The sequence below is a fragment of the Arthrobacter sp. efr-133-R2A-120 genome, from assembly GCF_030209835.1.
Classification (GTDB): Bacteria; Actinomycetota; Actinomycetes; order Actinomycetales; family Micrococcaceae; genus Arthrobacter.
Map to the genome: position 1 here is coordinate 17033 of NZ_JARVRF010000026.1, position 20097 is coordinate 37129.

The following is a 20097-nucleotide window of genomic DNA, read 5'->3' on the forward strand; positions in this document are numbered from 1 at the left end:
CTAAAATGAGCCATGGACGAGGAGCTCCGCTGGGCTGACGCCGTCGGGCAGGCAGAACTGGTGCGGAGCGGCGCGATCTCGCCGAACGAACTGCTCGACGCCGGCCGCGACCGTATCCGGCAGATCGATCCGGTCCTGCATTGCATCGTCGCGCACTTGGAACCCGGGACAGAAGGCCCGGCTCCTGACGCACCGTTTCCCGGGGTTCCCTTCCTTGTGAAGGACCTGTCCCTCGAGATCGCCGGAGCGCCCTTCAACGAGGGCTCCCGCTGGTTGAAGGACAACGTCTCAAACCAGGACCAGGAGCTTGTGCACCGGTACCGCAAAGCCGGGCTTGCGATCCTCGGGAAGACCAACACTCCGGAATTCGGGCTCAGCCCGCATTGCGAGCCGGCCTTGCATGGTGCCACCCGAAACCCTTGGGACCTGGCGCTTTCCACGAGCGGCTCCAGCGGCGGGTCCGCCGCCGCCGTCGCCTCCGGAATGGTCCCCATGGCGCACGGAAACGATCTTGGCGGATCCCTGCGCTACCCGGCTGCTTGGTGCGGGGTTTTCGGGTTCAAGCCGACCCGCGGACGGGTTCCCATGGGTCCCGAGTATGGCGACGTGGCCGGGGGCTTCGCCGTGGAACACGCGCTGACCCGGAGCGTGCGCGATTCGGCTGCTCTCCTTGACGTCACAGCCGGGTCATCTCCAGGTGACCCATACTGGGCGCCGCCCCAGGCCCGGCCCTTCCTGCTTGAGGCCGGCACTGTCCCTGGAAAGCTCCGCATCGCCGCAACCGCGACGCCCAACTCGGGGCAACAAGTGCATCCGGACTACGTTCGGGTGTTCGAGGAAACCGTGGAATTGCTCGCCGGGCTGGGCCACAGTGTCACCGAAGCGCACCCCGAGGGCCTAGGCAGGGCCGGGCACCGGGCGGTCAGGGCTGTCTACGGTGGCGCAATCGCGTGGATAGAGGCGTACTGGACGCAGCGGATGGGCAGGCCGCCGGAACCCGGCGAGATCGAGCCGTTCACCGCGGCCGACTTCGAGCGCTCGCGGGCTGTGACGGGTGGCCAGTACCTCCTCGGCATGGAGGAATTGCAGCGTTTCAGCCGCCGCCTGGCTGGATTCTTCGAGGAATTCGACGTCTGGATGACACCCACCGTCGGCTGGCCACCGTTGCCTCTCGGAACGCTGAATGGAACCGAGGAAGAACCGCTGCGGGGCGAGCGCGAAGCCGGCCGCTTCCTCATGTTCGACGGCGAATATGCGAACATCTCGGGCAACCCGGCCATGTCGGTGCCACTCGGAGCCGACTCGGCCGGCCTGCCCGTGGGCATGTCCTTCCTTGGCCGTTTCGGGGACGAGGCCACGCTCTTTCGCTTGGCTGGCCAGCTCGAGAAGGCCGCACCCTGGGCGGACCGCAAACCCGACGCCCTCGCGCGGGCGTTGGCGGCCCCGCACTGAAGCTGAAGCAAGACAGGAGAGAAGCAATGTTCATGGGCGTCTACCATTTCGACGGGGATCCCGCTCAACTGCTGGAAGGCCACAAGCGCATGGTGGGCCTCCTGCCGCCGGGCGCGTTGAAGATCCATGTATGTCTTTCCACCGAGGGCGGCATCTCGGTCTACGACACTTGCCCGGATAGGGCAACATTCGATCGCTTCAGCAGCGGCCACAGTTTCGCGGAACTCGTCGCGGAAGTTGGACTGCCCGAACCCCGGATCGAAGCGTTGGGCGAGGTCGAGTCGTACGAATTCCATCCGGAGTGAGCGGGTACACAAAGCCTCGCGTCGCAACTAGACTGGCCCGTACTGTGCTGCGTCCGGTTTTGGGAGTTCGATGAAGAATCCGATCCATCCGGCAGCTTCGGTCAATGACCCCGCCGAGCTGCTGCAGCATCATGCCCGGGCCGGGCACGAGCAACTGGAATCGTGGCGTTTCGGGCTTCCCGATGCCACGGAGCTTCCGGGTCTACGCAGCCTGATCAAGGAATCCTGGCAACGATCCGTGCAGCTCAAGGCGAACCCGGACCAACCCGAGGCGCCGCTGGTCATAGACCTCGACGAGCTCGAGGAGTACCGGCGCCAACACCCGCTGGCCACCATCATGCCCGTCATCCAGAAGCTCCTCATCCAGCCCAGCTATGAGAGCGGGCTGCTGGTCGCCGTGGGGGATGAGCTGGGCCGCTTGCTGTGGGTGGACGGAAATCCCGCGATGCGACGCCGCGCCGAAGGCATGATGTTCGTGGCAGGCGCGGACTGGTCCGAAGGCGCGGTCGGCACGAGCGCGCCCGGCACGGCGCTCGCCTTGGGCCGCGGCATCCAGATTTCCGGCGCCGAGCACTACAAACGCTCCGTCCACCCGTGGAGTTGCACCGCCGTGCCTTTCCATGACCCTGACTCCGGGGCCCTGCTCGGCGTCGTCGACATCACAGGCACGGAAGCCGCCGTCGCACCCCACACGCTTTCCCTCGTTGAAGCAACTGTGGCGGCTGCGCAGGCGCAATTGCGCGTGGAGAGGCTCCAGCTCGCGGCAACTAAGCACTCTGCGCCTGCCCGACGTCGGAACTCGCCCTCCGCGGTCGGCTCACGCCAGGGGACCGGACTGTATCGGAACAGCCTCCAGTTGCTCGGCCGGGACCAGGCCTTGTTGAGCATGGGAGGGCGCAGCATTCCGCTGTCCGCGAGGCACAGCGAGATCCTGGCCTTGCTGGGGACCCGTCCCGAGGGGCTCAGCGCCGAGGAACTCGCCCTGGCCCTGTATCCGGGGGACGGCTCAAGCGTGACATTGCGGGCCGAAATGGTGCGCCTGCGGAAGGTACTCCACGAGCTCGACCCAGCTGCGGTCCCGGAATCCCGCCCGTACCGGCTCCCGATCGACCTCGGCCAGGATGCGGCCCAGGTTCTCTCCTGCCTGCAGCGGGGAGCCCACCGCATCGCGCTGGAGATCTACAAAGGCGCCGTCCTTCCGCATTCGGAAGCACCCGGCATTGTGGAGCTCCGCGAAAAGGTCTCGGCGCTCTTGCGCGAGGCGGTCCTCAACGACGGCAGTGCCGAGGCGCTGCTCAAGTATGCCGGGCTGCCTGAGGCGAAGAACGACGTCGACGTCCGGCTTGCCGCGCTCAGGCTCCTGCCGCCGCGTTCGCCCAAGCGGGCCGCCGTCGTCGCCGAGCTTGAACGCTTGGAAAGCGAACTGTCGGCCTGAGGAGGGCCCCTCGTGTGGCACTCGGGAAATACGGAGTTTCGGCCCGTATCGTAGAAGCGAGCCAAACGAAAGAAGCTTCCTCCGTGTTGAACAAACGCCTCGCCGTTGCCCTAACCGTGTCCGGACTCCTTGCCGGAGTCACAGCCTGCGGGGCACCCGCACAGACAGCACCCGTATCGGCGACGCCTTCGACTTCGGCCACCACGGCTGCCGCCGCCGCGTGGGAACTCGATCCCACGGCGGGCGCCCAGAGAATCAAGGCCGCGGGCCTGGATATCCTGACCGCCGAAGGCACAGCCGAGCACTATCACGCCCATCTGGATGTCCTGGTAGACGGCAAAGCCGTCACCGTCCCGGCCGAAATTGGCTTCAGTTTCGGGGCCGACGGGCAGCCCAACGGAATCTCGGCACTCCACACCCACGACACGTCCGGCGTCATCCACATCGAAGCGCCCACGGCCGGCCAGAAGTACACGCTCGGCCAGGTCCTCAGCGAATGGGGAGTTCTCGACGGCAAGGACGCCACGGGAGCACCGCATGGCGGAACCGGCGGCTGGACCGCCTACGTGAACGGCGCAAAGCAGAATGCGCCAGTGTCAGACGTGGTTCTCAAGGCCCACGACGAAGTCGTGCTCTCCTACGGTGCCGCGCCCTCGCCGGTTCCGAGCTCGTACGCTTTCCCCGCGGGTCTATAGCTTCCTGGGCGCGGCCGGGGGAGTCCTGCCCCGAAGTGATCTGAACCACATGGTTGCAACCTGCTTGCAACCTTCCCCCTCCTACGCTGATGGCACAGCAAAGCCACCATCATGCGCAGCAAAGGAGCTACAGATGACTGTTTATGCACAGCCGGGTGCCGAGGGTTCGAAGGTCACTTTCAAGGACCGTTACGAGAACTGGATCGGCGGGGAGTGGGTTGCCCCGGTCAAGGGGCAGTACTTCGAGAACATCACCCCGGTGACCGGGAAGGCCTTCTGCGAGGTTGCCCGGGGCACGGCCGAGGACATCGAGCTGGCCTTGGACGCTGCGCACAAGGTGGCCCCGTCCTGGGGCAAGACCTCGGCCACCGAACGCGCCGCGATCCTGAACAAGATCGCCGACCGGATCGATGAGAACGTCGAGTTGCTGGCCGTCGCCGAGACCTGGGACAACGGCAAACCGGTCCGCGAAACCCTGAACGCGGACATCCCCCTCGCGGCGGACCACTTCCGCTACTTCGCCTCCGCGATCCGCGCCCAGGAAGGCCACCTGTCCCAGCTGGACGAGGACACCACCGCCTACCACTTCCACGAGCCGCTGGGCGTGGTGGGCCAGATCATCCCGTGGAACTTTCCGATCCTCATGGCCGTGTGGAAGCTCGCGCCGGCACTGGCCGCGGGCAACGCCGTCGTGCTCAAGCCCGCCGAGCAGACCCCGTCCTCGATCCTGGTCCTGATGGAACTGATCTCCGATCTGCTGCCCGCCGGCGTCGTGAACGTCGTCAACGGTTTCGGTGTCGAGGCTGGCAAGCCGCTGGCGTCCAGCCCGCGGATCCGCAAGATCGCCTTCACCGGCGAGACCACCACGGGACGGCTGATCAGCCAGTACGCGTCCCAGAACCTGATCCCCGTGACCCTGGAGCTGGGCGGCAAGAGCCCGAACATTTTCTTCGACGACGTCGCCGCGCAGAACGATGCGTTCTACGACAAGGCCCAGGAAGGCTTCACGCTCTTCGCCTTCAACCAGGGCGAAGTCTGCACCTGCCCCTCCCGCGCCCTGGTCCAGGAAGGCATCTACGACTCCTTCATCGCCGACGCCGTGGCCCGCACCAACAAGATCATCCAGGGCAACCCGCTGGACACCGACACCCAGATCGGCGCCCAGGCTTCCAACGACCAGCTCGAGAAGATCCTCTCCTACATCGACATCGGAAAGCAGGAAGGCGCCAAGGTCCTCACCGGCGGCGCCCGCGCCCAGCTCGACGGCGACCTCGCCGGGGGCTACTACGTGCAGCCGACCATCTTCGAAGGCCACAACCGGATGCGGATCTTCCAGGAAGAGATCTTCGGCCCCGTGGTGTCCGTGACGAAGTTCAGCGACTACGACGACGCCATCGGTATCGCCAACGACACCCTCTACGGACTCGGCGCCGGGGTCTGGTCCCGCAACGGCAACGTCGCCTACCGGGCAGGCCGGGAGATCCAGGCCGGCCGCGTCTGGGTCAACAACTACCACGCCTACCCCGCCGGCGCCGCGTTCGGCGGCTACAAGTCCTCCGGCATCGGACGCGAAAACCACGCCATGATGCTCGACCACTACCAGCAGACCAAAAACCTCCTGGTCAGCTACAACGAAAACAAACTCGGCTTCTTCTAAGCCGCACTTGACCCGGCGGGGAGGGATCAGCACAGACCCCTCCCCGCCGACCCACCCTGGCCACCCCTCAGGAAAGCAGCACCCCGCCTCAAACAACGCTTTAACGACGCAAGGATTTCGCCAATGACGACGACAATGCAAGCAGCCGTAGTAACAGAATTCGGAAAAGACCTTCAAATCCAGTCCCTTCCCCTTCCCACGCCTGGCCGAGGAGAAGCGCTGGTCAAGGTCATCACCAGCGGCGTCTGCCATACAGACCTGCACGCCGCCGAGGGGGACTGGCCGGTCAAGCCTTCCCCGCCGTTCGTGCCCGGCCATGAAGGCGTGGGTGAAGTGGTTGCCCTCGGCGAGGGCGTCACCGACCTGGCCGTCGGGGACCTGGTGGGCAACGCCTGGCTCTGGTCCGCTTGTGGCGATTGCCAGTTCTGCCGGACTGGTTGGGAGACGCTGTGCGAAGCCCAGAAGAACGCCGGCTACAGCGTGGACGGTTCGTTCGGGGAGTACATGCTGGTGGACAGCCGGTTCGCCGCGAGGATTCCGGCAGGTTCGGACCCCGTGGAGGTCGCCCCGCTGCTGTGCGCCGGAGTCACCGTCTACAAGGGATTGAAGATGACCGAGGCCAGGCCGGGCCAATGGGTCACCATTTCCGGCATCGGCGGCCTGGGTCACATCGCGGTCCAATACGCCGTGGCCATGGGCCTGCGGGTTGCCGCGGTGGACATCGCCGACGACAAGCTCGCCCTCGCCAAGAAACACGGCGCCGAGCTCACGGTCAACGCGCTGCACGAAGATCCGGCGGAAGTTATCCAGCGGGAAACCGGAGGCTGCCACGGCGTCTTGGTCACGGCGGTGCACCCCTCGGCTTTCGGGCAGGCGATCGGCATGGCCCGCCGTGGTGGGACCATCGTCTTCAACGGACTCCCGCCGGGAGATTTCCCCGCGCCGATCTTCGAGATTGTGCTCAAGGGCCTGACCGTCCGTGGTTCGATCGTGGGAACTCGCCAGGACCTGGAGGAAGCGCTGGACTTCTACGCGCAGGGCAAGATCCACCCGACCGTGTCCACGCGGGAGCTCTCCGAGGTCAACGCGGTCTTTGACGAAATGAAGCATGCCAAGATCGACGGACGCGTGGTGCTGAGGTTCTAATGCCCCACAACAGGCTTGACGCCGCAGTGACGCTGCCCGCGGAAGACTTTTCCCGGGTGGCGCTCACCGCCGTTTCCATCGAACTCCTCCGGAAGTTGTGGGAGCAGCATGGTCCGCTCATGTTCCACCAGTCAGGCGGTTGCTGCGACGGTTCCTCCCCGATGTGCTACCCGGCCGGCGAATTCATTACCGGTGATTCGGACGTTCTGCTCGGGCTATTCGACATCGGCGAGCCCGAACGGCCGCAGCCTTTGGAGTTCTGGATGTCCCGGGAGCAGTTCAATTACTGGTCCCACACCCATCTGACGGTGGATGTGGTGGACGGCCGCGGGAGTGGATTCTCGGTCGAATCGCCTGAGGGGAAACGCTTCCTTATCCGCTCGACCTTGATGGATTGGAACGTCCCCGCGCTCTGAAGATGGGCCATGCATGTGTCTCACGATTCGGGACAAATGTGGGGGTCCATTGGCTGGACACTACTCTTGATGAGTCTGTTTCTACCACCTCATCAAGATTGTGGACTCTTCTATGAACCTCTTCCGGACCAAATCGATCGAGCAGTCCATTGCGGACGCCGATGAGCCCGGACGCAAGCTCAAGCGTTCCCTCAGCACCTGGGATCTGATGATCATGGGCGTCGCCGTTGCCGTCGGTGCCGGGATCTTCTCTGTCGGCGCCAAGGCCGCTGCGAACTTCGCCGGGCCCGCCGTGACCATCTCCTTCGCCGTCGCAGCCGTCACGTGTGCCTTGGCAATCATGTGCTACGCCGAATTCGCTACCGCGATCCCGGTCGCTGGGTCCGCCTACGTCTTCACCTACGCCACCATGGGCGAAGTCCTCGCTTGGATCATTGGTTGGAACCTCATCCTTGAACTCTTTACCGCTGCTGCGGTGATCGCCAAGTACTGGGGAATCTACCTGAGCAAAGTGTTTGCGCTCATGGGTGTGGATATGCCGCCGGCCGTGAACATTGCCGGTGTGGATCTCTATTGGGGCGCTTTCCTGATTGTTGCCATCTTCACGGTGCTCCTGGTGCTCGGCACCAAGCTCTCTGCCCGCGTGGGCAACGTTTTCACGCTGATCAAGATCGCCGTGGTGCTGTTCGTGATTGTTGTCGGCTTCACCTACGTGAAATTCTCCAACTACACGCCCTTCGTCCCGGCATCGCAGCCTACCGGGGGCAACGACGGCGCGGATGTCATGAAGCAGTCCTTCTTCGGCTTCCTCACAGGTGCGGTTCCGGCCCAGTACGGAACGCTGGGCATCTTTGCCGGCGCAGCCTTGGTGTTCTTTGCCTTCATCGGCTTCGACGTGGTTGCCACCTCCGCGGAAGAGGTCAAGAACCCGCAGAAGACCTTGCCCCGGGGCATCTTCGGCGGCCTGGCGCTCGTGACGCTGCTGTACATCCTGGTCTCCCTCGCCCTGACCGGCATGGTGTCCTACACCCAACTGGCCGAAGCCAAGAACCCCACCCTGACCACGGCTTTCGAAGCGGTTGGAAACACCGACGCGGCCAAGGTCATTGCCTTTGGCTCGCTCATCGGTTTGACCACCGTCATCATGGTTCTGCTCATGGGCCTGGCCCGGGTGGTCCTTGCCATGAGTCGCGACGGACTGCTTCCGCGCGCGCTGTCCAAGACCAGTGCCAAGCGTTCGACGCCGGTCCGCCTCCAGATCATCTGTGGCGCTGCCGTGGCAATCGTTGCCGGACTGACCAACGTGGATCTTCTCGAAGAAATGATCAACATCGGTACCCTCTCGGCCTTCGTCATGGTGAGCCTGGGCATCCTGGTGCTGCGTAAGAAGCGCCCGGATCTCAAGCCGGCTTTCCGGGTTCCGTTCGGCAAGGTCCTTCCGGTGGTCTCGGCCGTCCTGTGCGTCTACCTGATGACAAACCTCGCCGTGGAGACCTGGGTCTTCTTCGCCATCTGGCTGGCAATCGGACTCGCCATCTACTTTGCCTACGGGCAGCGCCACTCCCGCTTGAACGAGAAGTTCGCTTCGGCAAAGGCCGCGGTGTCCGGGAACGCGGCTGTTTCCGACAAGAGCGACGACGAAGACAACCTCACTAGGGTCTAGCCAGCGACCGGGCTCACGCCCCCGGCTAGACTCACCCCCACGATTACGGCGACGCGTGCTCGTTGACCCACTCCACGAGCGGGCGCAGTACCTCCCAACGCTTGGCGATCTCTTCCTTGGCTGAGGGCTGGGACATCCATTCCGGTTCGCCCAAGGTCACTCCGGCAGACAACGACTTGTGCTTCAAGAGCTCGGCGCGTGGATGGTCTTTGTCGAAACCGCGCGGCACGGTCTTGAGCTTCTCGCCTTCCACTGCGAAGCCCGCGGCGGCGATGGCATCGACGATTTTCTGGAGTTCCTCCCCGCTGGCCGGCGAATCGGTGGCGGCGCGGAACCGGGCAATCTGCTCGGGGGTGCGCGAGTGGCATCCACCGCCGACTAACAAGCCGTCTGCACTGAGCTGGAGGTAGAAGCCCACACCCTCGTTATCCGCTGCAAAGGCTCCCTGTGCCGTCTTGTAGGGGGACTTGTCTTGGGAGAACCGGATGTCGCGGTTGGGACGGAAAACCTTGCCCGGCCCGAATCGCGGCTCAAGCTCTTCCAGCAACAGCGTCAATGGCTCCTTCACGGCGGAGTCGTAGATGTCTTTATGCGCCAACCACCATTCGCGGTTGTTGTTCTCTTCAAGTTCGGCATAGAAGGCGATGGCCTCTGCGGGGATCCCGGTAAATGTGCTCATGTAAGGATCCTATGGATGACAATGCCGGGCTAGCCAGAGCCATTGTCGGCCATGTGGAAAACCCGCCGCGGAACCTCGCCGCTGGGTCGGTACCTTGTTTCGCATTCCACGAGATACAAGCTCAGGAATCGCAAACAAGTCCAGGCATTCATGCGCATTAAACAGCAACCCCGCCGCGGAGAATCCGCAGCGGGGTTGCTTCGTTGGTGGACGTTGTTACAGCTTGTTGGCTGCTTCCGCAGCCGACTCGCCTTCGCCCGCGCCGAGGTTGGCGCGCAGCTTGGCACCGAGTTCAGCGTCGACGTTGGTCCAGTACTGGATGGCGCGTTCCTTGATGTCGGCGCTCTTGACGCCACCCACGGCGCCGGTGATGGTGTCCAGCAGACGGGCCTTGGCGCCGTCGTCGTAAACCTCGCGGTACAGCGCGCCGGCCTGGACGAAGTCGCCGTCCTCGGCGTGCAGGGAGTGTGCGGAAAGCGTCAGCTCGCCGTCGTTCTCCCAGCCGCCGGCCGGGTTCTGCGGCTCAACAGCAGCCGGGCCACCCACGGAGTTCGGTGCATAGACCGGAACCGAAGGAGCGTTGAACAGGAAGCGTCCCGCGCCGTCCTGGCTGTAGTTGTTGACCTGGTTCTTCGGCTGGTTCACCGGGATCTGGGCGTGGTTGGTGCCCACGCGGTAGCGGTGCGCGTCAGCGTAGGAGAAGATGCGGGCCTGCAGCATCTTGTCCGGGGAGGCGGCGATACCCGGAACGAAGTTCGACGGCGCAAAGGTGGCCTGCTCGATCTGCGCGAAGTAGTTCTCCGGGTTCTTGTTGAGCTCCATGGTGCCCACGTGGATCAGCGGGTAGTCCGCGTGCGGCCACACCTTGGTGAGGTCGAACGGGTTGAAGCGGTAGGTCTTGGCGTCCTCGTAAGGCATGACCTGGACGTGCAGTTCCCAAGACGGGAAGTTGCCGGCGGCAATGTTCTCCTGGAGATCGCGGATGTAGAAGTCCGCGTCCGAGCCGGCCAACTCGGCGGCTTCGTCGCCGGTGATCGACTTGACGCCCTGGTTGGACTTGAAGTGGTACTTGACCCAGAAGCGCTCGCCCTCGGCGTTGATCCACTGGTAGGTGTGCGAGCCGTAGCCCTGCATTTCGCGCCAGGAAGCCGGCAGGCCACGGTCGCCCATGAGCCAAGTGACCTGGTGTGCGGACTCGGGGGAGAGGGTCCAGAAATCCCACTGCATGTCGGCGTCACGCAGGTGGGTGCCCGGGAGGCGCTTCTGGGAGTGGATGAAGTCCGGGAACTTGATGCCGTCGCGGATGAAGAACACCGGAGTGTTGTTGCCCACGAGGTCGTAGTTGCCCTCGGAAGTGTAGAACTTGACGGCGAAGCCGCGGGGGTCGCGCCAGGTGTCCGGGGAGCCGTTCTCGCCCGCAACGGAGGAGAAACGGATGAGCATGTCCGTCTGGACGCCGGGCTGGAGGAAAGCTGCCTTGGTGTACTTGGAAACGTCCGAGGACGTCTTGAAGGTACCGAAAGCGCCGCCGCCCTTGGCGTGGACAACGCGCTCCGGGACGCGCTCGCGGTTGAACTGTGCGAGCTTTTCCACCAAGTAGTGGTCGGTCAGGATGATGGCACCGTCGGCGCCAACGGACTTGGAATGCGCGTCCGAGGTGACGGGGGCGCCCGACTGGGTGGTCGAGATGTTCGCGGTCATCGTTCTCCTATTTCGTGGGTTACTTGCGTTTGAGTAGGAAGCTGTTGTTTGGCCTGGCAGTCCTGGCAGATGCCTTGGTACAGGACGTCTGCGATCTGGATGGTCATGGGTTTGGAATGCTCATCCCAGTGCGGGGTGAGGCAAGGGGCATGGCCTACGGCGCAGTCGACATCCTCCACCCGGCCGCAACTGATGCACACGGCGTGGTGGTGGTTGTCGCCGACCCGCGTCTCGTACAGCGCGGGAGAGTGGGGCGGTTCGAACCGCCGCAGCATCTGTAGGTCCGTGAGGTCGCTCAGCACCACATAAACAGACTGCGCTGTCAGTTCGGGAAGATCCTTGCGTGCGGCAGCCAGGATGCCTTCGGCCGGGGAATGCGGATTGTGCTGAACGGCCGCGAGGACCGCAAGACGCTGCTTGGTCACGCGGCGTCCGTGGGAATGCAGGGCGGAAGCCCACGCTTCCTGGTCTGCCGTGTGATCTGCCATACGCCCATTGAAGCACTTATTATGAGTACTTCACAATAAGGTGAGGCTAACTTCGGATGAACCCGCCGACGGCGGCCTGGGACTCGCGGGCACGCCGGCGGCCACCGCAGCAGCGGACGCCGGCGGCCCGGCGGCCTGGGACTCGGGCGCGACGGCGGCGGCCGCAGCAGCGGACGAGCGCTGACGCGGCGCTACGGGAGGGCGGGCGCGTGGGTGGGTAGGGTTGGACGGTGGCAAAACTCCTGGCTGATATGACCCCGCTTCGCGAAAGCCCCGCATTCCGCCGCCTGTGGCTCGGGTCTTCGGTGTCAATGGTCGGATCCCAGCTGACCCTGGTTGCCGTGAGCCTCGAGGTCTACAGCATCACCCAACAGAGCCTCTATGTGGGCCTGCTCAGTATCTTTGCCTTAGTTCCGCTGGTGATCGCGGGCTTGTTTGGCGGCGCCCTTTCGGATGCCTATGACCGGCGGAAAGTCGCTATTGTTGCGTCCCTCCTTTTGTGGGGCTGCAGCGTGGCCTTGGCACTCCAAGCGTGGTTCCAGCTGAACAATGTCTGGATCCTGTTCGTCCTCGTCGCGATCCAGAGCGGCGCGCAGGGCATCAACGGGCCGGCACGCAGCGCCATTATTCCCTTGCTGGTCCGGAAGGAACTGCTGCCCGCGGCCAACGCGTTGAGCATGCTGAACATGGGCATTTCGATGACGGCCGGCCCCTTGCTGGCAGGTGTGCTGGTTGCTTCGAGCGGTTTCGGCTGGACCTACACGATCGATGCCCTGAGCTTCGCCTTCGCACTGTGGAGCCTTTTCAAGCTACCGGCCCTTCCCGCGGCCGAGAACGCGTCGGCACCCGGCCTGCGCTCCGTCGTCGAGGGCTTCCGTTTCCTGGGCACCCGGCCCAACCTCCGCATGACGTTCATCATCGACCTCATCGCGATGATCTGCGCCCAGCCGCGCGCCCTCATGCCCGCGATCGGAGCCACGATGATCGGAGGTGGCGACACCACCGTGGGTGTGTTGCTCGCTTCTGTAGCTGTCGGTGCCTTCCTGGCGGGACTATTCTCCGGGCCTCTGGGGAGGGTGCGGCGCCAAGGCAGCGCGGTGGTATGGTCCGTGGCCGGATGGGGTTTCTCGATCGCAGCTTTCGGCCTCGTGGTGGTCCTGGCCGGGGACAGCGGGCGCGACGGCGTGACGCCTTGGATCATCCCGGCGGCCATGTGTTGTGCCTTTGCCGGGATCTCGGACTCAATCAGCGCGGTCTTCCGGACCACCATCCTGCAATCGGCCACCCCGGACCACATGCGGGGACGGTTGCAAGGCGTGTTCATCGTGGTGGTTGCGGGCGGTCCACGAGTGGGGGACATGCTCGCCGGTGGCGTCACCAAGGTTCTCAGCGAAGGCTGGGTGCTGCTCCTTGGCGGCGTGCTGTGCGCGGTACTGGCGTGGCTCGTGGCGCGCGGGCAACGTGGATTCCTCCAGTACGATTCGCTCCACCCGGTGCCCTAGCCCAGACCCAGCCCCACGCCCAACTAACTGACAGTTGTTGTCGTTATGGCGGCTCAGAACGACATTAAATGCGAGTCAGTTGGGTGGGCAGAGCAGGAACGTCCGGGCCGCCGTCGGCGTTAATCGGAACAGAACCAGCATGCAATGCAAGACAAAAGCCGGACTGCAAGAAAGTAGTGAAGTGCATAATCATCACAATGGCCTGAAGACCGCAGCGCTCTTCGGTGTGCTCTGGGCGGTGCTGCTGGGTCTTGGTGCCGTGATCGGTGTGGGCACCCGCAGTGCGTCGCCCATCTGGATCATGGCAGTGATCGGCGTCGCGACAACGGCTTATGGATATTGGAACAGCGACAAGATCGCCATCCGTTCCATGGCCGCCTACCCGGTTTCGGAAGCGGAGGCTCCGCAGCTGTACCAGATCGTCCGGGAACTCTCCGTGCGGGCGAACCAACCCATGCCGCGGATCTACGTTTCGCCGACCATGACACCCAATGCCTTCGCCACGGGACGCAACCCGAAGAATGCCGCCGTGTGCTGCACCGCGGGCATCCTGAACTTGCTCGACGCCCGCGAGCTCCGCGGCGTGCTCGGGCATGAGCTCATGCACGTCTACAACCGCGACATCCTCACCTCGTCCATTGCGGCCGCCGTCGCCGGCGTCATTACTTCGGTGGGCCAGATGCTGCTGTTCTTCGGTGGCGGGGACCGGCGGAACGCCAATCCGATTGCGATGATCGCCATGGCGCTCCTGGCGCCGTTTGCCGCCTCGCTGATCCAGCTCGCCATTTCCCGGACCAGGGAGTACGACGCCGACCACGACGGCGCGGAGCTCACCGGCGATCCGCTGGCGCTCGCCTCAGCCCTCCGCAGGATCGAGGCCGGCGTGAAGCAGGTGCCACTGCCACAGGATCAGCGCCTCGTGAACACTTCGCACCTCATGATCGCCAACCCGTTCCGCGGCGGTGCCATGACCAAGCTGTTCGCCACCCACCCGCCCATGCGCGAGCGCATCGAGCGGCTCGAGCGGATGGCCGGACGGCCGCTTTCCTAGCCAGCGGTCCCGTAGGTCAGCCTGCCGGCCGCGTCCGACGACGGGCGGCTTCATGCGAACAAGCCCTCACCAATGAAGCCGCCCGCCTTAGTGCCCGGAGGCACCGCGAACAAGCCAGAGCGCTTCGACGGGAGCTAATCGCCCGCCCAGCGCCGCAGGGTGCTGTTTACCAGCCCCACCAGCGCCGCCGTCCACCAGCAGCCTTGGGAAATGCACAAGGCCACGAGCAGCCGCGCACGCAGTCGGCCCGCCACGGACTTTGAAATGCGTTCCAACCGGGAGCGCATGGAGCCGGCGCATTACGGGAGCCACGGCGATCCCATTCAGCATGAGCACCAAAACACACAGCAGCTTGACCTGGGTGACGTGGCCGGTGATGTCCGGCCTGATCATGGCGCCGGAGACAAGCAACACGACCAATCCACCCCAGATCAGCGGCTGGGCGGCGGCCTTGAGGCGTCGGGTGTCGTGGATGTCCCGCTTGCCGACGAGCCACAGGAAGCCCACCCAATCGACAACCAGGATGGCGCCGAAGGACAGCACCAGCGCAATGATTTGGCATGCCAGGCCGACACGGTGAAGGTCTGGACCGCAGTCCACCAGGGCGCCAGCCGACACCGATCCCGCCCAAGCAGCAGTGCAGGCGCCTCCTAGGACGACGGTCTTCCTGCGGCCCGGATGCGGGGAAGATTTGGGGGACGGCATCATGCCGTCCCCCTCTGCAATGCTGGCCGTGTCTTCTGTCTTGCTGGTGCCGCCGCCGGGTTCGACGACGGCAGTGCTCATGCGAACAAGCCCTCGCCGATGAAGCCGCCCGGCTTGATGCCCGGAGGCACTGCGAACAGGCCGGAGCCCGTGTGCTTGAGGTACTCCAAAGCCAGCTTGTCGCTCTTTGCCATGGCCATCTGCATCGGCACATAGTGCGTCCGCGGGTCCTTGACGAAAGCTATGAAGAACAGCCCGGCGTCGAGGTGGCCGAGTCCGTCCGAACCATCCGTGTAGTTGTACCCTCGGCGGAGCATCTTCACGCCGTTGTTCTGGTCCGCGTGGGCGAGGCGGACGTGGGAATCCAGGGCGATCAACGGCTCGCCGTCGCGCCCCTTGATTGAAAAGTCCGGCGCCGTGAATTCCTCTCCTCCGGACAAGGGCGCTCCCGACCCTTTGGTGCGACCGATCAGCCCTTCCTGTTCCCGCAGTGACGTCCGGTCCCAGATCTCGATGTGCATTCGGATCCGTCGGGAGACAAGGTAGCTGCCGCCGGCCATCCACGCTTCACCCTGGCGGGTTCCAGCGGTGGCCCAGACGTGCTCGTTGAGGAGTGCCGCGTCTTCCGACTTCAGGTTGGCAGTGCCGTCCTTGAAACCGAAGAGGTTGCGCGCGGTCGTCTGTGCCCGGGACGTGGACGAGGTGCGGCCGAAGCCCAGCTGGGACCAGCGGACACGCACTTTCCCAAAGCCGATGCGTGCGAGATTCCGGATCGCATGGACGGCTACCTGGGGATCGTCGGCGCACGCCTGGACCACAAGGTCGCCGCCCGTACGCGCAGCCTCAAGGGCGTCGCCGGGGAAATGCGGCAGGTCAATCAGTGCGTCAGGCCTGCGGCCCTCCAAGCCGAAGCGGGGCTTGCCGTCCTTTTCGAAGAGGCCCGGGCCAAAGCCGAACGTCAAGGTCAGCTTGCCCGCCGCGAGATCCAGCGCCTCGCCGGTGTCTTCCGGGGGCGCGTCGTAGGATCCGTCGACGGCGCCGGTCGCGCCCGTTGTACGGCCGGCGGTCATTGCTTCGGCCGCGGCAGTCCAGTCCTTCAGGAGCTGGATCACCGCGGCACGGTCCTCAACCGTCACGTCGAAGGCGGCCATGTGGAGGCGGTCCTGGGCGGGAGTGATGATGCCGGCTTGGCGTTCGCCGTAGAAGGGAACCACATCGCCTGCAGGGGTGGCCGCCTGAGCTGCCACCGCATCATGGCTAAGGTATCCGGCGGCAAGACCTGCCACGGCACCGGCGCCGCCTATGCCGGCGAGGGAGAACAGTCCACGACGGGACATGCCCCGCTTGCCGCCCTTGGGGGATTCGGCGGCGGACGCGGCGCCGGCCATCCCGACGGCGGCCATCCCGCCGTCGGGCGCCAGGGTGCCAGGCGCGTTTGCCGGCCCGACGGCGGCAGCCTGGGTGCCGCCGTCGGGCGCCTCAGCGGGCTCGTGGTTGAAGGGGCATCCGCTCACAGGACTACTGCCGAGGTGAGCTTGGACAGCGGCTCGCCCAGGGCGTCGACCAGAGCGGCGAGCTGCTGGACCTCGGCGGGGCTGAGTTCGTTGTAGTACGCGAAACCGTCGCCCTTGGCGTGCTTCTTGAGCTCGACCTGCAGGGCAGCGAACTTCCCGTCGAGGCTCGTGGCCAGGGCGGGGTCCTTCTGCGCGAGCGCGGGCTTGAGGTTCTCGAATGCGATCCGGGCGCCGTCGACATTGGCCTGGAAGTCCCAGAGGTCCGTGTGGGACCAGATTTCTTCTTCGCCGGTGACCTTACCGCGCGCAACTTCGTCCAGGAGCTCCTTGGCGCCGTTGCCGAGCTTGTCCGCGGAGAGCTCAACGGTGCGGGTGCGTTTGCCGAGTTCCTCGGTATCGGCAACGAGCTGTGTGGCAATCTTGGCTCGTTCAGCGGCCGTCAGCGCCGTGTATCCGGCGGGTGGGAAGAGGTCCTTCTCCGTGCGATGCCAGCCGGTCCATTCCTGGCCGGGCTCAAGGTCGGCTTCGCGGGCGTCGAGCTTGGGGTCGAGGTCGCCGAAGGATTCCGCGACCGGTTCGATCCGCTCCCAGTGCATGCGCGTTGCCGAGTAGAGTTCGCGGGCCTTTGTTGTGTCGCCCGCCGCGTAGGCGTCAGCGAAGGCCTTGGTGCCGGTCACGAGTTGTTCGGTCTGGTCCTTGACGTACGCCGTGTACTGCTGGACGCCGGTGTCCGCAAGCTTCTGGAAATCGGCGTCGACGCCGGTCTTGTTTCCGGAATCCGTGACCTCAAAGGCGGCACGGATACCGTCGCCCTGCATGCCGGGCTTGCACGCGGTGGTGTACTTGCCTGCGGGAGCCGTGACCACCAGGTTGCGGGTCAGGCCCGGACCGATGTTCTCCACTTCGCCGACGATCCGCAAGCCGTCCTCGGCGAGGAGGTAGAACTCGGTGATTTCAGTGCCATCGTTCTTGACCGCGAAGCTCAGGTTGCCGCTGGGGACGCTTCCGGTGGAAAGCTTGCACTCGGTTTTGGTGCTGGTGACCTGGATAGGTCCGGCGGAGGCGCTGGAGCCGGGCGTCTTTGCATTGTCCGTGCATCCGGTGAGTACCAGCGGAACGGCTGCGGCAGCGGCGATAAGGGCAAAGGACTTCCGGTGGCGGGAGGCCTTTTTGGGCAGGGTCTTTTTGGGCAGGGCAATTTTGGGCAGGGGAGTGCCAGGCATTGGGGTTTCCTTCTGTTGGGGGTGCGGGAAGCGTTAGGCGGCGTTGGCGGCCTGGGAAGCGGTCTGGGAAGCGGCGGCGTTTTCTGCGGCGGCGTTGCCGGGAGATTTCGCCGGTGCGGAACCGTTGGCGCGAATGTAGAAGTAGAGCACCGGAATCACGTACAGCAGCCAGGCCCCGGCTTCGAGCCAGGTGGTGGCCGGGGACAGGTTGAGGGTGCCCTTCAGCAGGGTGCCGTACCAGGACGACGGCGGGATTGCTGCGGAGACGTCGAACGCGAGGGTGTGGAGCCCGGGCAGGATCCCGGCTTCCTGGAGGTCATGGATGCCATAGGCCAGCACGCCGCCCGCGATCACGATGAGGCCGACTCCTGTCCAGGTGAAGAACCGCGAGAGATTGACCTTAAGGACTCCGCGGTGCAGTAAGTATCCGAGTCCGGCAGCGACGGCCAGCCCGAGCAGCGCACCGAGCAGCGGCTGCGACGATTCCCCGGCGGCCTGGGCAGCAGCCCAAAGGAACAGCGCCGTCTCAAGCCCTTCGCGGCCCACCGCGAGTGCAGCCACGACCACGAGGCCCCACGCGGCGCCGTCGGCCATCTTGTCCACTTGGGACTTCAACTCGCCGCCGAGGCTGCGGGCAGTGCGCGCCATCCAGAAGACCATCCAGGTGACGAGCGCGACGGCGACAATGGACAATCCGCCCCCGATCGCCTCCTGCGCAGCGAAAGTCAGTCCCTGCGGACCGAAGGTGAGCAGTGCCCCGAAGGCGATGGAAACGGCCACAGCGATGCCGACGCCGGCCCAAAGCCTGGGGAGCAGCGAGCGGCGTCCGGTTTTGACCAGGTAGGCCATGAGCAGGACCACAACGAGGGTGGCTTCAAGGCCTTCGCGCAGGCCGATCAGGAAGTTCGCGGTCATCTGGAATCTTTCGTTAGGGGAGCCACACTTAGGCTCGCCTAAGGAAGTACAGTACCCGTTTGATCCGATTACGCAAACAGAACGTGTCGTAATTGCCGGAGGTTACGCGGGCGTGCCTGTCACGCGCTGCAGTCTTTGACCTCCGTGGATCGGTGCACCCGCGGAATCCCGGGGACTTCGCCAGGCTTCGACCCCAAAAAGTTGCGTGGCGTGACGCGCCTGTCTCCATTAACGACGACGGCGCGTTGCCCGCTCAGGGGGCAACGCGCCGTCGTCGTACTTCTGGATGGCGGCCGGGGCCGCAGCGAAGTCCTAGCTGCGGAAGTTCACGAACTGGAGGTCGGCCTCTTCGAACTTCTTCAGGATGTTCATGGTTTCCTGCAGGTCATCTCGGGACTTCGAGGTGACGCGGAGTTCGTCGCCCTGGATCTGGGACTTGACGGACTTCGGGGCTTCGTCGCGGATGATCTTGTTGATCTTCTTCGCGATGTCCTGGGCGATGCCCTCCTTGATGGAGCATTCCAGGCGGAATTCCTTGCCGGAGGGGTAAGGCTCGCCCTGGTCGAGGGACTTCAGGGAGATACCGCGCTTGATGAGTTTGGACTGGAATACGTCCAGGACAGCGAGGATGCGGTCCTCGGAGTTGGCCTTCATGAGGATCTTCTCGCCGCTGAAGTCGATCTCCGCGCCGACGCCCTTGAAGTCGTATCGCTGGGCGATTTCCTTCTGGGACTGGTGGAGCGCGTTGGCGACTTCCTGCTTGTCTACCTTGCTGACGACGTCGAATGTGGATTCGCCTGCCATGACTCTCCTTTGATTGGTGCGTTGCGTTTGATTGGTGCGTTGCGGCCCGGAAACGGGCGGCTTTGTCTGCCAACCAGCCTAATACGGAAGCGCCGGGCGTGTGCTGAACGTTCACAGTTCGCTCACAGCACACGCATGGCCGGAACTGAGACTGCCCCGACAGAGTTGTATCAGTTTGAAGAGCCCGTCCTGAAAGGGAGCACCATGAGCAACCAGGCCGTCCGATACGTCACCAAGTCAGCCGCTGCCGCCGCCGGTTCAATCGGAGTCGCTGCCGCCACCGCCGCAAGCGCGGTTGCAGCCGCAGCGCTCGCGGCTTCCGTGGTCCTGAGCCCGGTCCCGGATGCGGCGTCGCGGATGGACGGCGTTCACGCGGACTTGCTGCGGGCCGTGCAGCTCAACCAGATCACCCTTGAACAGGCGGCGAGTTTCGAGGCCAAACTGGCCGGCCGGATACTTGGCGATGCTTGAGATTTCCGCTGATTTTGTAGCTCCGAGGGCTCGATTCGATTCTTCGGCGGAAGTTCTGTAAGGTTGTCTTGCTCGCGCTTACCGGATCGGAAACGAAACGATGAACGGGAGTGACTTCTTTTGAAGTTCGGCAGATTACCCGAGCGGCCAAAGGGGGCTGACTGTAAATCAGCTGGCAACGCCTACGGGGGTTCGAATCCCTCATCTGCCACAAAATTAAATCCCCGGAACCATATGGTTCCGGGGATTTTTTGTATGTCCGTGTTTTCTTGGGT

General features: G+C 64.4%; 20 protein-coding genes and 1 tRNA gene. 13 read left to right on the plus strand and 8 right to left on the minus strand.

Annotation, left to right across the window (positions count from 1 at the left end; genetic code table 11):
* Positions 1 to 12: 12 nt before the first annotated feature.
* The 8 genes from QRN52_RS13580 (at position 13) to QRN52_RS13615 (ending at position 8769) form a co-directional block, all read left to right on the plus strand.
* Positions 13 to 1452, plus strand: a complete 1440-nt coding sequence (locus tag QRN52_RS13580; RefSeq protein ID WP_284753297.1) for an amidase — start codon at positions 13 to 15, stop codon at positions 1450 to 1452.
* 26 nt (positions 1453 to 1478) lie between these two features.
* Positions 1479 to 1757 (plus strand): hypothetical protein, encoded by a 279-nt coding sequence (locus QRN52_RS13585; RefSeq protein WP_284753298.1) that lies wholly within the window; start codon positions 1479 to 1481, stop codon positions 1755 to 1757.
* Positions 1758 to 1827: 70 nt separating this feature from the next.
* Positions 1828 to 3192: a GAF domain-containing protein gene (locus QRN52_RS13590; RefSeq protein WP_284753299.1), complete on the plus strand. Its 1365-nt coding sequence runs from the start codon at positions 1828 to 1830 to the stop codon at positions 3190 to 3192.
* Between the two features lie 83 nt (positions 3193 to 3275).
* Positions 3276 to 3887 carry a hypothetical protein gene (locus QRN52_RS13595; RefSeq protein WP_284753300.1) on the plus strand — a complete coding sequence of 204 codons (612 nt, stop codon included), beginning with the start codon at positions 3276 to 3278 and terminating at the stop codon, positions 3885 to 3887.
* A 133-nt stretch (positions 3888 to 4020) separates the two neighbouring features.
* Entirely contained in the window at positions 4021 to 5544 is a 1524-nt protein-coding gene (exaC, locus tag QRN52_RS13600) for an acetaldehyde dehydrogenase ExaC (RefSeq protein WP_284753301.1), read from the plus strand.
* Between the two features lie 123 nt (positions 5545 to 5667).
* Complete coding sequence (adhP, locus tag QRN52_RS13605) at positions 5668 to 6690, plus strand: alcohol dehydrogenase AdhP (RefSeq protein ID WP_284753302.1); 1023 nt, start codon at positions 5668 to 5670, stop codon at positions 6688 to 6690.
* Positions 6690 to 7106: a DUF779 domain-containing protein gene (locus QRN52_RS13610; RefSeq protein WP_284753306.1), complete on the plus strand. Its 417-nt coding sequence runs from the start codon at positions 6690 to 6692 to the stop codon at positions 7104 to 7106. The genes adhP and QRN52_RS13610 overlap by 1 nt, the downstream gene beginning before the upstream one ends.
* A gap of 112 nt (positions 7107 to 7218) precedes the next feature.
* Positions 7219 to 8769: an amino acid permease gene (locus QRN52_RS13615; RefSeq protein WP_284753307.1), complete on the plus strand. Its 1551-nt coding sequence runs from the start codon at positions 7219 to 7221 to the stop codon at positions 8767 to 8769.
* 43 nt (positions 8770 to 8812) lie between these two features.
* Here the strand turns inward: QRN52_RS13615 and QRN52_RS13620 are convergent, their stop codons facing one another.
* The 3 genes from QRN52_RS13620 to QRN52_RS13630 form a co-directional block, all read right to left on the minus strand.
* On the minus strand, positions 8813 to 9448 hold the full coding sequence (locus QRN52_RS13620; protein WP_284753310.1) for a DUF2461 domain-containing protein: 636 nt from the start codon (positions 9446 to 9448) through the stop codon (positions 8813 to 8815).
* A gap of 216 nt (positions 9449 to 9664) precedes the next feature.
* On the minus strand, positions 9665 to 11149 hold the full coding sequence (locus tag QRN52_RS13625) for a catalase (protein WP_284753311.1): 1485 nt from the start codon (positions 11147 to 11149) through the stop codon (positions 9665 to 9667).
* On the minus strand, positions 11146 to 11637 hold the full coding sequence (locus QRN52_RS13630) for a Fur family transcriptional regulator (protein WP_184738401.1): 492 nt from the start codon (positions 11635 to 11637) through the stop codon (positions 11146 to 11148). The genes QRN52_RS13625 and QRN52_RS13630 overlap by 4 nt, the downstream gene beginning before the upstream one ends.
* Before the next feature lie 40 nt (positions 11638 to 11677).
* Here QRN52_RS13630 and QRN52_RS13635 point away from each other — a divergent pair, with 40 nt between their 5' ends.
* The 3 genes from QRN52_RS13635 (at position 11678) to htpX (ending at position 14190) form a co-directional block, all read left to right on the plus strand.
* Positions 11678 to 11821, plus strand: a complete 144-nt coding sequence (locus QRN52_RS13635) for a hypothetical protein (RefSeq protein WP_284753313.1) — start codon at positions 11678 to 11680, stop codon at positions 11819 to 11821.
* A gap of 46 nt (positions 11822 to 11867) precedes the next feature.
* On the plus strand, positions 11868 to 13139 hold the full coding sequence (locus QRN52_RS13640) for an MFS transporter (protein WP_284753314.1): 1272 nt from the start codon (positions 11868 to 11870) through the stop codon (positions 13137 to 13139).
* A 181-nt stretch (positions 13140 to 13320) separates the two neighbouring features.
* Positions 13321 to 14190, plus strand: coding sequence for a zinc metalloprotease HtpX (gene htpX / locus QRN52_RS13645; RefSeq protein ID WP_284753316.1), 870 nt, complete (start codon positions 13321 to 13323; stop codon positions 14188 to 14190).
* Positions 14191 to 14277: 87 nt separating this feature from the next.
* Here htpX and QRN52_RS13650 read toward each other — a convergent pair whose 3' ends face one another.
* From QRN52_RS13650 to QRN52_RS13670, 5 genes are all read right to left on the minus strand, one after another.
* Positions 14278 to 14976, minus strand: coding sequence for a hypothetical protein (locus tag QRN52_RS13650; RefSeq protein WP_284753318.1), 699 nt, complete (start codon positions 14974 to 14976; stop codon positions 14278 to 14280).
* The gene (gene efeB, locus QRN52_RS13655; RefSeq protein WP_284753358.1) at positions 14973 to 16283 is read right to left on the minus strand and encodes an iron uptake transporter deferrochelatase/peroxidase subunit; all 1311 of its coding nucleotides are present in this window, start codon (positions 16281 to 16283) and stop codon (positions 14973 to 14975) included. The genes QRN52_RS13650 and efeB overlap by 4 nt, the downstream gene beginning before the upstream one ends.
* Before the next feature lie 122 nt (positions 16284 to 16405).
* Positions 16406 to 17632 carry an iron uptake system protein EfeO gene (gene efeO / locus QRN52_RS13660; RefSeq protein ID WP_284753319.1) on the minus strand — a complete coding sequence of 409 codons (1227 nt, stop codon included), beginning with the start codon at positions 17630 to 17632 and terminating at the stop codon, positions 16406 to 16408.
* Positions 17633 to 17665: 33 nt separating this feature from the next.
* Positions 17666 to 18547 carry an iron uptake transporter permease EfeU gene (gene efeU / locus QRN52_RS13665; RefSeq protein WP_284753321.1) on the minus strand — a complete coding sequence of 294 codons (882 nt, stop codon included), beginning with the start codon at positions 18545 to 18547 and terminating at the stop codon, positions 17666 to 17668.
* Between the two features lie 312 nt (positions 18548 to 18859).
* Complete coding sequence (locus tag QRN52_RS13670; RefSeq protein WP_059387254.1) at positions 18860 to 19351, minus strand: YajQ family cyclic di-GMP-binding protein; 492 nt, start codon at positions 19349 to 19351, stop codon at positions 18860 to 18862.
* Positions 19352 to 19555: 204 nt separating this feature from the next.
* Here QRN52_RS13670 and QRN52_RS13675 point away from each other — a divergent pair, with 204 nt between their 5' ends.
* Positions 19556 to 19822 (plus strand): hypothetical protein, encoded by a 267-nt coding sequence (locus QRN52_RS13675; protein WP_284753323.1) that lies wholly within the window; start codon positions 19556 to 19558, stop codon positions 19820 to 19822.
* Positions 19823 to 19951: 129 nt separating this feature from the next.
* Positions 19952 to 20033, plus strand: a tRNA-Tyr gene (locus QRN52_RS13680).
* Positions 20034 to 20097 lie beyond the last annotated feature (64 nt).